Raw genomic sequence first — 13406 nt, forward strand, 5'->3', positions numbered from 1 at the left:
TTTCTGCGCAAGCTGTGCCAGGTTTATAGGGGAGGAGATTGATATGAAACGTGATGTACTGAGTGAAGAATATTATGACGAAGTGTGTCGGGTGATCGGCGACGCCGTCATCGTGCTGGCGGAAAGCGGTTTTGATACCGAACGCGACACGCTCGCCAGCCTGCTGTGGCAAACGCGTCTGCGTCGTCAGGACAGCGACCGCGACGAGCAAAAAGTGCTGGAGCATGCCATCCGACTGATTAAAACCTGATTTTTCACTCAGCGTGCCGCATCGGCAGAGAAGGGAATTCGGTAACTAAAAAATGACGCAGGTGATCGAGACACCATTCGCCATCTTCGGCGCGCTGGCAGCAAAAGGCTAAGGTAATCTTTTTGCTGTGGGTGCCGGCGATCTCAAGCGGAGACCAGCTCCACTTGAGAGACGACCGCGCATAAGCCACCATCGCGCCGTCGCGGATGTGGTTATCGATCTCCTGCTTCGCCAGATAGGCCCAGAAGTAGTCATCCAGATTCGGCGTATCCTCCGTCAGCGACGCAGGCAGGCCGGGGCGGAAGGCGAAATCGACATAGCCGGCCACGCCTGTCTCCAGCACGCGATAATCGCAGCCCAACGTCATAAACAACCCATCCTGTAAATTCACCTCTTCCAACAGCCGACGCAGATTCGGCGAACGCTTCGCTTCCTCTATCTCATCAATGCGTTGCGTTTCGTGAATAAGATCGATGCCGCCGTAATTGACGCTGCCGTCGCTGTAGCTTTCGCGCGGGTAGGGAAAGATAACGAAGCGATCGTTGCGTTTTTCCTGTTCCATATTAGGGCCTTATCTAATGAATTCTGGTTATCCTGCGTCATCCGGTGACAAATGCCTACTAAAAATGCGCTGGCAGCGAAAACCTGCTGGCAAGCTTTATGCCGTCGCCGGTCATGCAACTCCCTGTTTGTTAGATATTTTACTCTCTGGCCGCACGGATTTTTATTCAGGCCGGGTAGATAATATACATAAGGAAAATGAAATGATTGATCGTATCCAACACTGTATTGAACGCTGCTACCTGTGTGCGGCCGCCTGCGAGCGGTGCGTCAGTTCCGGCCTGCTGTCGCCAGCGGGAGAAACGATGCGCGATTGCCTGCAGTCAGCTTCCCAGTGCGCAACCTTATGCCGGCTGGCGGCGCAATACCTTGCGATCAACGATGCCTCGGCCCGGCCGCTATACCCAATTTGCGCACAAGCGTGCAAAGCGTGCGCGGCGGCATGCGCGAAACATTCCGTACTTTCCTGCCGCCGCTGCGCGGAGACCTGTCGTCAGTGCGCGCGGCTGCTGAAGATGCTCGCGGCGTAAGCCCTCACCGCCTGTGGGAAGGCTATTTCCCACAGGTCCAGGTGATCATCTTATCCTGCTGCGGATCGATAAGCCGGAACTGGCGATCGGAGATGCGCTGGGCCAGATAGCCCTCTTTGGTCACCGCCGCCGGAATATAGCGTGTGCGGTCGGTGGAGTGGAGCGGCCCGCTTTCCACCTTCACATCGTCGTCAGCGACGCTGAAGGAGCTGACCAGATCAAACACCGTGGCGCGCGTGGCCGCGGTTTCCTGACCGTAAATCGTGGCGACTTTTCCCGGACACTCTACTCCCTGCGGGCCGGATGAACAGGCGGCAAGCAAAAAGGGAAGGGTGAACACCATCATACGCAACATAGTCATTGCCTTTTCATTCTGTGGCTTTCCCTGCCGCAAAGCGGACAGTAACGGGCGCGGTGCGCTTTAATCAGCATAGCATCGGCGCAGCGAAAACGGCGGAATTCGGTGCGTCGCTCACTTAGCGCCAGTGAAAAAACATGTCTTAACTTGGTTTGGCGCGATAAATTTGGCAATATGTGCGCCCTGTCACGAAAGGGAAATGATGAATGAAAGAAGAAGAAGCGAGCCTGATGTTGATTCGTCACGCCATAGCCGACCTTCCTCAGCCGCAAAAAACGCAGGTAGAAGCCTGTATTGCGGGGATAAAAGGCGTAATGCGCGATTACTCCTGCGAAGACGCCGGCCTGGCGTTGATGCTGGTGGCGGCGGAAGTGGCCGCAGAGCAGGAGTAATCTGGCATAACGTTTGACTGGCGCGGTAGGGCGTGCGGCGCAGTCATGCGCGGCACGCTTAGCGGTTCATCTCTTTGACCAGCCAGGCGTGGATCACCGTCACGATGTAGCGTTGCTGCGGCGCGCTTAGCGGCTGGCGCGCAGCGATATTATGCCACTTTTCCAGGCATCCCCGGCAGCAGGTGGCGGTGGCGTGCTGCGCGATAAATACCGGATGGCCGCGCATCGGCGTCTGCTTGCCATCATTGCGCGGCTCGGCGTCCGCCAGGCGCTTAACGATAAAATCGGCCGCATGCTGGTCGATAACGTCCGGCCCTTTCTCCAGACAGTAGCGACGTTCCTTCTCGCCCAGCCGAAACCGGCGCCGGAAAGGGGAGGCGGCCAGCCGCTGGAACAGCAAATCAAGTTCAGACATAAGGACTCCCGTTGAGCGGGCGATCTTAACCGCCGGGCTGGCGCTGTCAAACTGGATGCGCGAATTTTTCGCCGTGGCGGCCGCAAGCAGAACTATGATTAATGAGGTTTTTACAACGCGAAGGGAGAAGGCGTCATGAAGCGTTTTTTATTCGCAGCCGGCGTTGCGACGCTCTGGCCTGCGCTGGCACACAGCGAGACGGAATTTCAGATAACCTGCCCGGGTCGCCCGGTGATGACCGTATCGCGCGCGCAATACGGCCTGTCGACCTTAATGTGGCCGCCGCATCACTTCCAGGTCGCCGCCGGTCAAACGCGCACCACCATCAGCAACGGCGAGCAGATCGCCATTACCCGTTTTCGCAACGGCGACAGGCTGATCATTAATCACACCCGCGACCAGGTCTGGTTCGCCAGGCGCAACAGCGAAAAACTGCAGCCCTGCAGCCGCAGCGCCAAACGCGAGGTGGAGGCGGTCACGCTGGAGCGCCTGGACGATCGCCGCGTCGATGCGTGACACAGCAGGGACTATGACTGCTGCGCGCTAAGCGCGCCGGGCTGGCGCAATACCGGATGACCGCTGACGCGCAGGCGCGCCTGGCCCTGTGTGAGGCTCAAACATCCGTGCGCGCCTAACGGCAGCGTAACGGTCGCCAGGTCGTGTCCGAAGTTTAGCCCGTCGATCACCGGCAGGCCGGTTACATCGCGGATGCGCTGCCAGACGGTGGCGAAGTCGAAGTCGTTGTCATACTCCGACGGCGTAAAGCCGGTAAAGCTGCCGACCACGATGGCGCGCTGACGCGCCAGCACGCCGCACTGATGCAGCTGCAGCAGCATGCGTTCGGTGCGGAACGGATGCTCGTTGATATCCTCGATCACCAGAATCCCCCTTCAATAGCGGGCAGCCACGGCGTGCCCACCAGCGTCATCAACATCGCCAGGTTGCCGCCCCACAGCGTGCCTACCAGCGCGGGCAGCGGCGCGGCGCGGCTTGCCCACTGCAGGGTGAATTCCGGTTCGGTGAGCGCCTGCCAGAAATGGTGCCAGGTGAAGTCGCTGAGTTCAGGCGCACCGAAATTGCCGCTCAGCATCGGGCCGCTAAAGGTGATCAGCCCAGTGGTCGCCAGCAGCGCCAGCTGCAGGGCGGTCAGATCGCTGTGGCCGCAGAGCGCCGTCGGCTGCCCCGCCAGCTGCTGTTTCAGGCCGCTGTAATCGATCTGCTCCAGCAGCCGCGTGACCCCATAGCCGCCACGCACCGCCAGAATGATATCGGGCAGCGGGCTGAGGCGGGCAAGGGCATTGATATCCTGCAGCCGCTCGGCATCGCTGCCGGCGAAGCGCTGAAAGCGCCGGCCGATGGCGCTCTGATTCATCACCTGATGGCCTGCGGCCTCCAGCCGCTGAACTCCCAGCGCGGCGGCGGGCTGGTTATGGCAGTAGCCTGAGGGCGCAATAAGATGGATGGTGCGGGGCGTTTGCGAATTCATTAATAGCGACTCCTGAATAGCTGGGCAGAGCGGACAGCGATAACACCGGCGAGCGGATGATAACCCGCTTTTGCGCGGTCGGCGTGCGCCTGCGAGCGCCGATTTGTGAGCTGTGCCGGTTTTTTACACAGCCAACCGGCATCTTTTCGCTTTTTTCGCGGTCCAACTGGCGTGATGATGACGAAACCTCGCGCTAAAGTCATCATTTGTCACACTTTATTCGCGAATTAGGAAAAGCGGCAATTTTTAAAAGCGGAGCGGTCAGTAAGATGGAACACAGCAACCAGGCTTCGAGGAAACCTACAGCGTGAAATTCAGGATGCTTGTGCTTTCGGCACTGTTACTGGCGGGCTGTGCCAGTGAAAATTCCAGGCATGTCGCCCATCAGCAGCAAACCCCATTGACCAAAGCGCCGCCGAGCCGCGTATCGCAGGCCTGGTCGATGTTCACCGAAGACGCCGCCAGCCACTACGGCGTGGACGAACGGTTAATCAGCGCCATTATCAGCGTCGAATCGGGCGGCAATCCCGATGTGGTCAGCCGCTCTAACGCCGTTGGCCTGATGCAGATTAAAGCTTCGACCGCCGGACGCGAAGTCTATCGCGCGCAGGGGCGTCACGGTCAGCCGAGCGCCGCAGAGCTGCGCGATCCGGCAAAAAATATCGATATCGGCACGGCCTATATTCGTCTGCTGCAGCAGCGGGCGCTTTCCGGTATCCGCGATCCTGAAACGCTGCGTTATGCCACCATTGTCGCCTACGCCAACGGCGCCGGCGCGCTGCTGCGCACCTTCTCGCGCGACCGCGATCGCGCCATCGCCATGATTAATGATATGTCGCCCGATGAGTTTCGGCGCCATGTGCAGACCCGACATCCGGCCGCACAGGCGCCGCGCTACCTGTGGAAGGTGAATACCGTTTACCGCACCATCTGACGCTTAGCCGTCTGCTGCGTATTCTCGCCTTCTTCATTGGAGGCGGAATCCGCGACGTTTACCTCCGGCAGGGTACCGCCGGTAAACTGCACATGACGGATCGGGAAGGCGAAATGCACGTCCAGCGCCGCCAGCCGTTCCATCAACTGCAGGTTAATCTCCTGCTGAATATCCATATATTTGTTGTAGTCGGCGTCGGTGACGTAATAGATCACTTCATAGGTCAGCTGCGAGACATCAAACGACAGGAAATGCGCGCGGTCGAAACGCGTCTGTGCCACGCCCTGAATAATCTCTTTCACAATGCCGCCGATCTGGCGCGCTTTCTCCGCCGGCGTGTTGTAGCTGATGCCGAAGCGGAACTGAATGCGGCGCTCCTGCATACGCTTGTAGTTATGAATGGTCTGCTGCAGCAGGATGGCGTTAGAGCAGACGATCTGCTCGCCGCTCAGGCTGCGGATGCGGGTGGTTTTCAGGCCGATATGCTCGATCGAGCCGGCTACGTCGCCGAACACGATAAAGTCGCCGATTTCAAACGGCTTATCGATGCCGATCGCCAGCGAGGCGAAGACGTCGCTCAGCACCGTCTGGATCGCCAGCGCCACCGCGATACCGCCGACGCCCAGGCTGGCCACCAGCGCGGTGATATTGACGCCCATATTGGAGAGGATCGCCAGCAGGATAATTGCCCAGATAAACACCCGCAGCATGATGCCAAGGATTACCATGGTGACCGGATTGCGCACATGCGTCGGATCGCGCAGCATATTGCGCAGCCAGAGGCGCACGCCACAGTCGAGCCAGAGAGCAAACTGGAAAATCAGCGCGATAAACCAACCGTGATCGACGGCGCTGCGCCAGGTAGCAGGCAGATCGATAAATTTAATGGCGATCAGCAGGGAGAAGATAAACAGCAGCAGTCGGCTGGTGGTGCGCAGCATTTCGACGGCGATATTGTAGAAGTGCGATGAGTGATGTTCGCTGAAGCGCCCCAGACGGGTGCTGATAAAACCGATCAGCGAGCGCAGCACCCAGTAGATAAACAGGGTGCCGCCTACGACGATGGCGGTATTGATCCAAAATGTCTTGTTTGTCAGCAGCGACAGGGTCTGATCGGAAAGTATGTCCTCCATCAGGGAGTATCTCCTTACGGTTGATCGGGCAAAAAAAATCAACTGTAAGCCTGGCTCAGGGCTATGCCCTTTGCCAGGCCGATGGACACTGGAGGCTTAACGGAAGCGCATCGCCTTTTCGCGCGCTGCGCGTTCAAGGGCGAAGATCACTTGCTGCAGCTGGCGCTCCTGCCCTGCGCTGAGCGAGGTGAAACGGAAGCTCAGGCGCGGCGTATGCACCGTCTCATTTTTGCTGCTGACGGAGGTGCGCGTGCCGACATGCAGCAGCTGCGCATCTACCTCCATCTCGCCATATTCGCCCATATCGAGCCGCAGGCCGCGCCAGATATCGCCGCTGGCGATATTCTCCGGCAGCGCGCTTTCCACCAGCACGCCGACGCCGCCCAGCGACAGATCCTGCAACCGGAAGCGCGCTCTGCCGCCCTCCGGCCAGGTCGCGTGACAATAGAACACCGGCGCCAGCGGCGCGCTGATGCGGAAATATTCGCGGCGCTGGATCTGCAGCAGCTCTGGCGGCAGCGGGGCGCTGAAAGCGGGCAGGCCCTCAAATTCGCTGGCGTGCAGCTGCGGCAGAGTAAATTCCACCTTGGCGCCGCGCATTTCTGCCGTAACGGTCAGCGCACGCATCTCCAGGGTGACCTGATTATCGTAGTCGTTGCTGCCGTAATCGATGACCAGCTGCTCTTTATCAATAAACAGCACGCGGCTGATAAACTGGCCGCGCGCATGGGTCACCATTACCGGCGTATTGTCACGCTCGATATCGCGCAACACTCCCAGCACTGCCAGCGTACCGCGTTTGTAGAACTGCTCATTGTCGGTCTGTTTCACTTACTGCTCCAGCGCTTGTCAAAAATAGTTACAGTTACCGTTATCCCAATGTTATCGGCACTGCGGCGAGGAATTTTACGTGGGCCGCACGCTTTTTCGGAAATTTTTTTCAGGAAAGTTCTGCCTGAAATCACAGAGTTAGAAATATGTCCTATACTTGTTGCCAGAAGTAAGGAGCAGGATAGCCGCTAACGTTTCTGGAGGGCAGGTAATGTTTTCGAAAAAAGATGCGCGTAACAGCCTCGAAGATGCACAGGATCGCACCCGTGAAGCAGGCGGCGCTCTCTGCCGTAGTATGAACAGCGCAACGCATCAGGCGTGTTCGTATGTAAAAAGTAACCCCTGGGCAGGCGTTGGCGCCGGCGCCGTAGTGGGATTTATCGTTGGTATGTTAATTAGCCGTAAATAATAAGGAGCTACAGATGGGAATTCTGTCATGGATCATTTTTGGTTTAATCGCCGGTATCATTGCTAAATGGATCATGCCTGGCAAAGATGGTGGTGGTTTCATCATTACGATTATCCTCGGCATCATCGGTGCAGTCGTCGGCGGCTGGATCAGTACGTTCTTCGGCTTTGGCCGCGTTGACGGCTTCAACTTCGGCAGCTTTGTGGTTGCGGTTATCGGCGCGATCGTGGTGCTGTTTATCTACCGCAAAGTGCGTCACTGATAACCCGCCCGAAAAGAAGGAGGCTGCGGCCTCCTTTTTTTATGGGCGCGGTTCCGCGTTTTGCCGCTGCTGCTGAATGGCAGGAAAGCGGTTTTCCAGCCAGTCGGTTAATGCCAGCACATGTTCGCTGGCTTCTCTGCCCAGCGTAGTCAGACGGTACTCTACGTGCGGCGGCACCACCTCATACGCTGTTCTCACCAGTAGCCCATCCTCTTCCATATAGCGCAGCGTCTGCGCCAGCATCCGTTCGCTGACGCCGCCGATGGCACGGCGAATTTCGCTAAAGCGCAGCGTGTTATCGCGCAGCGCCAGCATCACCAGCATGGTCCAGCGGCTGGTAATGCGCTTCAGCAGCTCGCGCGACGGGCAGTCGGGATTGAGCAGTTCGCCGCGCAGCGTCGCCGCCTGATTCAGGGCGAGGGCATTTTTTTTCATGCTAACATTCCTGTAAGTACTTACTTTTAGGAAGTGTATCTTTTACGCTGCTTTTCTACCATCCTGAATTGAGAAGGAGTGAAAAGATGATTGCAGTTACCGGCGCAACCGGCCAGCTTGGCCGTCTGACCATCGAAAGCCTGTTAAATAACGTCGCCGCTGGCGAAATTATCGCGATAGTACGCGATCCGGCGCGCGCGCAAGATCTGGCCGCCAAAGGGGTCATTGTGCGCCAGGCAGATTATAACCATCCGGCAGCGCTGGAGCAGGCGCTGGCGGGCGTGGAGCGTCTGCTGCTGATCTCCTCCAGCGAAGTGGGGAAACGGGTGGCGCAGCATCAGGCGGTGATTGACGCGGCGAAGAAAAACGCCGTGCGCTTTGTCGCCTATACCAGCCTGCTGCATGCCGACCGCTCGCCGCTGGGGCTGGCGCAGGAGCATCTGCAGACCGAGGCCGCGTTACGTGATTCCGGGCTGGCTTTCGCGCTGCTGCGCAACGGCTGGTATACCGAAAACTATGCCGCCAGCATTCCCGCCGCGCTGAAGTTCAATGCCTTTACCGGCGCCGCGGCGGAAGGACGTATCTCCTCCGCGGCGCGGCGCGACTATGCGCAGGCGGCGGCAACGGTGATTTCACAGGCAACGCCGCAGGAGAACGTGTATGAGCTGGCCGGCGACGAGAGCTACACGCTGGCAGATTTTTCTGCAGAGATCGCCCGTCAAAGCGGCGTGCCGGTGGCCTGGCATAACCTGTCGCAGCAGGCATTTGCCGAGCTGTTGACTGGCGCAGGGCTGCCACAGGGGCTGGCTGAGATGCTGGCGGATTCCGACGCGGGCGCAGCGCAGGGCGGCCTGTTTGATGAGAGCGGCACGCTGAGCCAGCTGATCAAGCGGCCCACGACACCCTGGCAGGAAACCATCGCCGTCGCGCTACGCAGCTGAAGATCATGACGTAGGGCGAATAAAAAGGAGGCAAACGCCTCCTTTACTGTCTGCGGCTAAAACGCGGCTGGCGCTGTCGCCCGACGATAAAAAAGGAGGCAAACGCCTCCTTTACTGTATGCGGCTAAAACGCGGCTGGCATTGTCGCCCGACGATAAAAAAGGAGGCAAATGCCTCCTTCTGTTGCGCGTATCAGAAATCGTAGCCGACGGTGGCCACCACCGAACGCTCCGCGCCCCAGTAGCAGTTGCCGGTGCCGTAGCAGGCGGCGATATAGTCGCGGTCGGTCAGGTTATTGGCGTTCACCTGCACCCACGCGCCTTTCAGCTTGTTGTTCCACACGCCAAGATCGGCACGAACAGAGGCATCCAGCAGGGTTGCCGACGGCAGACGGGTCGTGTTTTCATTATCCGCCCACTGTTTGCCGATATAGCGCACGCCGGCACCGGCGCTAATGCCGTAATCAAACTTATAGTTGCCCCACAGCGATGCGATCTGGTTTGGCGTCACGTACGGCGTATGGCCATCGTTGCCATCGACGCTATCCTTAAAGCGCACGCGCGTCACCGAGTAGTTGGCGATAGTGCTGAAGCGTGGGGTGATCTGATTGCGCGCCTCCAGTTCCAGCCCGCGTGAATGCACCTTACCGGCAGGCTCATAGTAAGAGGTGTTCACAATACGGTTGCCCACATCCTTCTGCATCAGATCGTACACCGCGATGGAGTACATATCGGCGGTGCCGGTCGGCTGATATTTCACGCCGGCCTCATACTGCTCGGCAGTGGTCGGCTTCAGCAGATCGCCATTTGCGTCCGGCAGGCTCGACGGCGTAATCGCCTGGCTGTAGCTGACGTAAGGCGATACGCCGTTATCGAAGGCATAAAGCAGCGAAGCGCGGCCGCTGATATGGTCATCGGAGCGACGACGGCTGGTATCGGTCGTGTCGTTGGTGCTTTTCGCTACCAGACGGTCATAACGACCGGAAAGGGTCATATGCCACTTATTCCATTCCATCTCGTCCTGCAGATAGATGCCTGCCTGATGGTAGCGACGCGTTTGGTCATAGGCGTAAAGGCCGGCGATACGGTCGGCGTCAGGGTTGGCAGGATCCCAGGCATTTTGCCAGAAGCGCGAGCCGCCTTCGCCGGTGCGCGCGTTAAGCGGATCGACATAAGCGCTGGCATCCCACAGGCTGTCGCGGTACTGATGATAATCCGCGCCCAGCACCAGCGTATGTTCGACTTCGCCGGTGATGAAATCCGCTTCCAGCTGGTTATCGATAGCGTAGGCATCAAGCGAGGAACGTTCGCCGGAGTAGTAGCGATCCAGAAGGTTGCTGTCGCCGCGCCAGCCAATCTGATAGACCTGGTCCAGGTCGACGTTAGAGTGGGTGTAGCTGGCGTTAGAGCGGAAGGCCCAGGTATCGTTAAAGCGATGGGAGAACTGATAGCTGTAGATCTGCTCGTGACGCTTGAATTGATCGATAGCGCTTTCGCCATCATAGAAGCCGTTGCTGAGCTTACGGCCGTTGCGCTCGGTGATGCTGCCTTCGCCCGGCACCGAACCGTGATAGCCGCCGGATGGATCTTTTTGCAGATAGGCCTTCAGCAGCAGCGAGGTATCGCTGTCAGGCTGCCAGAGCAGAGAAGGGGAAATGGCATAACGCTCTTCGCGCGTGTGGTCATACTGGGTATCGCTGTTGCGGGTGATACCGGTCAGGCGAAACGCCCACTGATCGTTGATGGCGTTGGTATAGTCAAACGCGGCGCCGGTGGTGCTGTTATTGCCCGCCATCAAACGGAAATGGCCTTCCTGCCGGAACTGCGGCCGCTTCGACGTCATCATCACCAGCCCGCCGGGCACGGTCTGACCATAGAGCGCGGAGGAGGGGCCTTTAATCACGTCGATGCGCTCAAGGAACCAGGGATCGACCTGCAGCGCGTTATAGCTGCCGCCGTCGGTCATCAGACGCAGGCCGTCAAGGAACGTATTGTCGACGTCGCCGCCGTGGAAGCCGCGCAGCGAAACGGTGTCGTAACGCGTGGCCGCACCGGCGAAGTTGGTAAACACGCCGGAGCTGTAGTTCAGCGCCTGATTAACATCCATCGCGCCCTGATCTTCGATCTGCTGGCGCGTCACCACGGAAACGGACTGGCCGGTGGTAATCAGCGGGCGGTCGGTTTTTGTCGCGCCGGCGCTGGTTTTTACAGTATAGCCAGAGGTGGGCGAATCGGCGGTTTCGGCTGGCTCAGCGGTGACTACCAGCGTCTCGGCGGCGAGAGCAGAACCCGGCGCGGCAAGCGCCAGCGCGCAGAGCAGCGCGGAACGTTTCAGGCTGAAAGGCATTCCCATCTTATATCCCTTAAACAGAGCGAAAAGGCCGCTTCGGCGACAGCACGCGGCCGGAAAAAGGTAAACGAGAAGTTATTCTCATGTAACCGTAAAGACTAATGAGAATTATTATCTTTCTCTGTTAATGATTCAAGATGTAATTTATCTGATTAATTCCGGATAAACACTGTGGTTTCAGGGGATTAAAACCATTAAGGCCAGCCCGGGCGCGCTGCCGGGCTGGAGGGGTTTATTGTGCTTTTTTCAGATCGCTGACGTTATTACAGGTCACGCCTTTCGGACAATACATATCCATTAACTTCAGAGTGACGCCGTTGGTCCAGCCGAAGCCGTCCTGCAGCGGGTATTCACCGCCGCCGCCGCCGCCCAGATTGCCCTCAACCACATATTTTTCCACCAGCTTATGCTCGCGGTCATAGGTAGCCTGCACGTTATCCAGGAAGCGAATGCTGATCTCTTTCGCCAGTGTCTGCTTGCCATAGTGATTCAGGCCATCCACCGCCACCCACTGCAGCGGCGCCCAGCCGTTTGGCGCATCCCACTGCTGGCCGCTATGCACGGTGGTAGTCACCAGGCCGCCCGCTTTCAGCAGCTGCTTCTCTACCGCATCGGCGGTTTTTGCCGCGTGGTCGTCGGTTGCCGCCTGCATAAAGAGGGGGTAGAGGGCGGCCGCCGTCAGCTGCGTGCGTACGCTGTTGCGTTTCCAGTCGTAATCTGCGTACCAGCCGCCTTTTTCGTTCCACAGATAGCGGTTGATCGCTGCCTGACGCTTCTCCGCCAGCGCTTCATAACGTTGGCTCTCTTCATCTTTGTTCGCCAGCTTGTTAGCGTGCGCCAGCGTTTTCTCCAGATGGAACATCAGGGCATTCAGATCTACCGGCACGATTTCCGTGGTGCGGATTGTCGAGAGATCTTTTGGATCGTCAAACCAGCGCGAGCTGAAATCCCAGCCGGAGGTCGCGCTGGCGCGCAGGTCGCGGTAAAGCGCTGCTTTGTCGCGCTGGGGCACCTTTTGCGCGGTGGCAATATCATACATATAAGATTCGGTGCGCGGCACGTCGCGCGCATCCCAGTAGCGGTTCAGCACCGTGCCGTCTTTCATCTTCACGACGCTTTTACTGGCGCTACCGACGGCGACGCTCTGCGCATCCGTCATCCAGTATTTGTACTCTTTTTGTAGCTGCGGCAGATATTTGCTGTAGACGCTGTCGCCGTCATGCTGGGCGAGCAAATCGACCATCAGGCTGAAGAAGGGCGACTGCGAACGGCTGAGATAGTAGCTGCGGTTGCCGTTGGGAATATGGCCGTAGACATCCAGCTCGTGGGCGAAGTTATCCACCATATCCTGCACGCGATCCCAGTGGCCGCTTGCCGCCAGCCCCAGCATCGTAAAATAGCTGTCCCAGTAATAAAATTCGCGATAGCGGCCGCCCGGCACCACATAGGGTTTCGGCAGCGGCAACAGCGAATCGTACTGATTAATCTTGTCAGTGGTGCGCGTCAGCACCGGCCACAGACCTTCGATATGCTCGCGCAGGCTCTGATTGGCGGGCGGGACATAATCTTCGCCTTTAGCCGGCAAGGTGAAGTTGCTGTCGACAAAGCGGCGCAGATCGAAATTGCGCTGATTTTTTTGCATCTGCCAGTCGGCAAGAATCGATGACGGATTAAATTTGGGCACCGCATCGGCAAAGGTTTTCTGATCTGGAAACAGATTAGCCGACTGTACCGCATGATAAAGCGGCCCGAGGCGTACGTCCGGCGGCTGCGGCGTGTGCTGTTCTTCCGCCGCCTGCGCATAAAACGATCCCGTCGTCAGCGCGCCGGCGATCAGCATCGGCAGTACCAGTGCGCCTTTCCATTGAGAAGTTACGGCCTTCTTCATCATTAGTATTCTCCTTGTCCAGACCAGACATAGCCTGTAAGTGTTTGACCCTGCAAAAACTTTAGACGAATTTTAATAGTTTGCTTGTAGTCAGGGCGGGAATTGTGAGTTGGATTAGGGTTTTAGCGACCGGGAAAGAGGGGCAGGGGCGGCCCTGAACACACCCATCGGCGGAAAACGATGACTAAAGGGGGCAGGGAAAGTGCGTATAAAGGATAAAAAAGACTGAACG

Annotated in this window: 16 protein-coding genes and 1 pseudogene; 8 read left to right on the forward strand and 9 right to left on the reverse strand. The window is 58.1% G+C overall.

The annotated features are described in order from the left end of the window. The first annotated feature begins 43 nt into the window (after positions 1–43). The gene (locus C2E15_RS09070) at positions 44–250 is read left to right on the forward strand and encodes a DUF2767 family protein (RefSeq protein ID WP_104957076.1); all 207 of its coding nucleotides are present in this window, start codon (positions 44–46) and stop codon (positions 248–250) included. Positions 251–254: 4 nt separating this feature from the next. Here C2E15_RS09070 and C2E15_RS09075 read toward each other — a convergent pair whose 3' ends face one another. Beyond that, on the reverse strand, positions 255–812 hold the full coding sequence (locus tag C2E15_RS09075) for a hypothetical protein (RefSeq protein WP_104957077.1): 558 nt from the start codon (positions 810–812) through the stop codon (positions 255–257). 202 nt (positions 813–1014) lie between these two features. On the opposite strand from C2E15_RS09075, the gene C2E15_RS21330 reads away from it, so the two are divergent. After that, positions 1015–1341 (forward strand): four-helix bundle copper-binding protein, encoded by a 327-nt coding sequence (locus tag C2E15_RS21330; protein ID WP_128603549.1) that lies wholly within the window; start codon positions 1015–1017, stop codon positions 1339–1341. A gap of 22 nt (positions 1342–1363) precedes the next feature. Here C2E15_RS21330 and C2E15_RS09080 read toward each other — a convergent pair whose 3' ends face one another. Next, positions 1364–1696: a hypothetical protein gene (locus C2E15_RS09080; protein ID WP_104957078.1), complete on the reverse strand. Its 333-nt coding sequence runs from the start codon at positions 1694–1696 to the stop codon at positions 1364–1366. 209 nt (positions 1697–1905) lie between these two features. Between C2E15_RS09080 and C2E15_RS09085 the strand changes: the two genes are divergently transcribed. Then, entirely contained in the window at positions 1906–2091 is a 186-nt protein-coding gene (locus C2E15_RS09085) for a hypothetical protein (RefSeq protein WP_104957079.1), read from the forward strand. Between the two features lie 58 nt (positions 2092–2149). Here C2E15_RS09085 and C2E15_RS09090 read toward each other — a convergent pair whose 3' ends face one another. Further along, entirely contained in the window at positions 2150–2506 is a 357-nt protein-coding gene (locus C2E15_RS09090; RefSeq protein WP_104957080.1) for a DUF4186 domain-containing protein, read from the reverse strand. A 135-nt stretch (positions 2507–2641) separates the two neighbouring features. Here C2E15_RS09090 and C2E15_RS09095 point away from each other — a divergent pair, with 135 nt between their 5' ends. Then, positions 2642–3022 carry a hypothetical protein gene (locus C2E15_RS09095; protein WP_104957081.1) on the forward strand — a complete coding sequence of 127 codons (381 nt, stop codon included), beginning with the start codon at positions 2642–2644 and terminating at the stop codon, positions 3020–3022. 11 nt (positions 3023–3033) lie between these two features. Here C2E15_RS09095 and ldcA read toward each other — a convergent pair. Beyond that, positions 3034–3992, reverse strand: a pseudogene (gene ldcA, locus C2E15_RS09100) (muramoyltetrapeptide carboxypeptidase). A gap of 319 nt (positions 3993–4311) precedes the next feature. On the opposite strand from ldcA, the gene emtA reads away from it, so the two are divergent. After that, positions 4312–4926 carry a membrane-bound lytic murein transglycosylase EmtA gene (emtA, locus tag C2E15_RS09105; protein ID WP_104957082.1) on the forward strand — a complete coding sequence of 205 codons (615 nt, stop codon included), beginning with the start codon at positions 4312–4314 and terminating at the stop codon, positions 4924–4926. On the opposite strand, the gene C2E15_RS09110 is transcribed toward emtA, so the two are convergent. Continuing rightward, positions 4911–6059 (reverse strand): mechanosensitive ion channel family protein, encoded by a 1149-nt coding sequence (locus C2E15_RS09110; RefSeq protein WP_104957083.1) that lies wholly within the window; start codon positions 6057–6059, stop codon positions 4911–4913. The genes emtA and C2E15_RS09110 overlap by 16 nt on opposite strands. Before the next feature lie 96 nt (positions 6060–6155). Next, positions 6156–6890 carry a flagellar brake protein gene (locus C2E15_RS09115; protein WP_104957084.1) on the reverse strand — a complete coding sequence of 245 codons (735 nt, stop codon included), beginning with the start codon at positions 6888–6890 and terminating at the stop codon, positions 6156–6158. A gap of 295 nt (positions 6891–7185) precedes the next feature. Here C2E15_RS09115 and C2E15_RS21990 point away from each other — a divergent pair, with 295 nt between their 5' ends. After that, positions 7186–7299, forward strand: coding sequence for a glycine zipper domain-containing protein (locus C2E15_RS21990; protein ID WP_245912392.1), 114 nt, complete (start codon positions 7186–7188; stop codon positions 7297–7299). Positions 7300–7312: 13 nt separating this feature from the next. Next, positions 7313–7561, forward strand: a complete 249-nt coding sequence (locus C2E15_RS09125) for a GlsB/YeaQ/YmgE family stress response membrane protein (RefSeq protein ID WP_103057839.1) — start codon at positions 7313–7315, stop codon at positions 7559–7561. A gap of 39 nt (positions 7562–7600) precedes the next feature. Here C2E15_RS09125 and C2E15_RS09130 read toward each other — a convergent pair whose 3' ends face one another. Next, the gene (locus C2E15_RS09130; RefSeq protein WP_104957086.1) at positions 7601–7996 is read right to left on the reverse strand and encodes a winged helix-turn-helix transcriptional regulator; all 396 of its coding nucleotides are present in this window, start codon (positions 7994–7996) and stop codon (positions 7601–7603) included. An 86-nt stretch (positions 7997–8082) separates the two neighbouring features. Here C2E15_RS09130 and C2E15_RS09135 point away from each other — a divergent pair, with 86 nt between their 5' ends. Then, entirely contained in the window at positions 8083–8937 is an 855-nt protein-coding gene (locus tag C2E15_RS09135; RefSeq protein ID WP_104957087.1) for an SDR family oxidoreductase, read from the forward strand. A gap of 192 nt (positions 8938–9129) precedes the next feature. Here the strand turns inward: C2E15_RS09135 and C2E15_RS09140 are convergent, their stop codons facing one another. Both C2E15_RS09140 and treA read right to left on the reverse strand, forming a co-directional pair. After that, complete coding sequence (locus tag C2E15_RS09140) at positions 9130–11289, reverse strand: TonB-dependent siderophore receptor (RefSeq protein ID WP_104957088.1); 2160 nt, start codon at positions 11287–11289, stop codon at positions 9130–9132. Positions 11290–11518: 229 nt separating this feature from the next. Next, positions 11519–13177 (reverse strand): alpha,alpha-trehalase TreA, encoded by a 1659-nt coding sequence (gene treA, locus C2E15_RS09145; protein ID WP_104957089.1) that lies wholly within the window; start codon positions 13175–13177, stop codon positions 11519–11521. Between the last annotated feature and the right edge of the window lie 229 nt (positions 13178–13406).

Origin of the sequence: Mixta gaviniae (assembly GCF_002953195.1) — a bacterium.
Lineage (GTDB): Bacteria > Pseudomonadota > Gammaproteobacteria > Enterobacterales > Enterobacteriaceae > Mixta > Mixta gaviniae.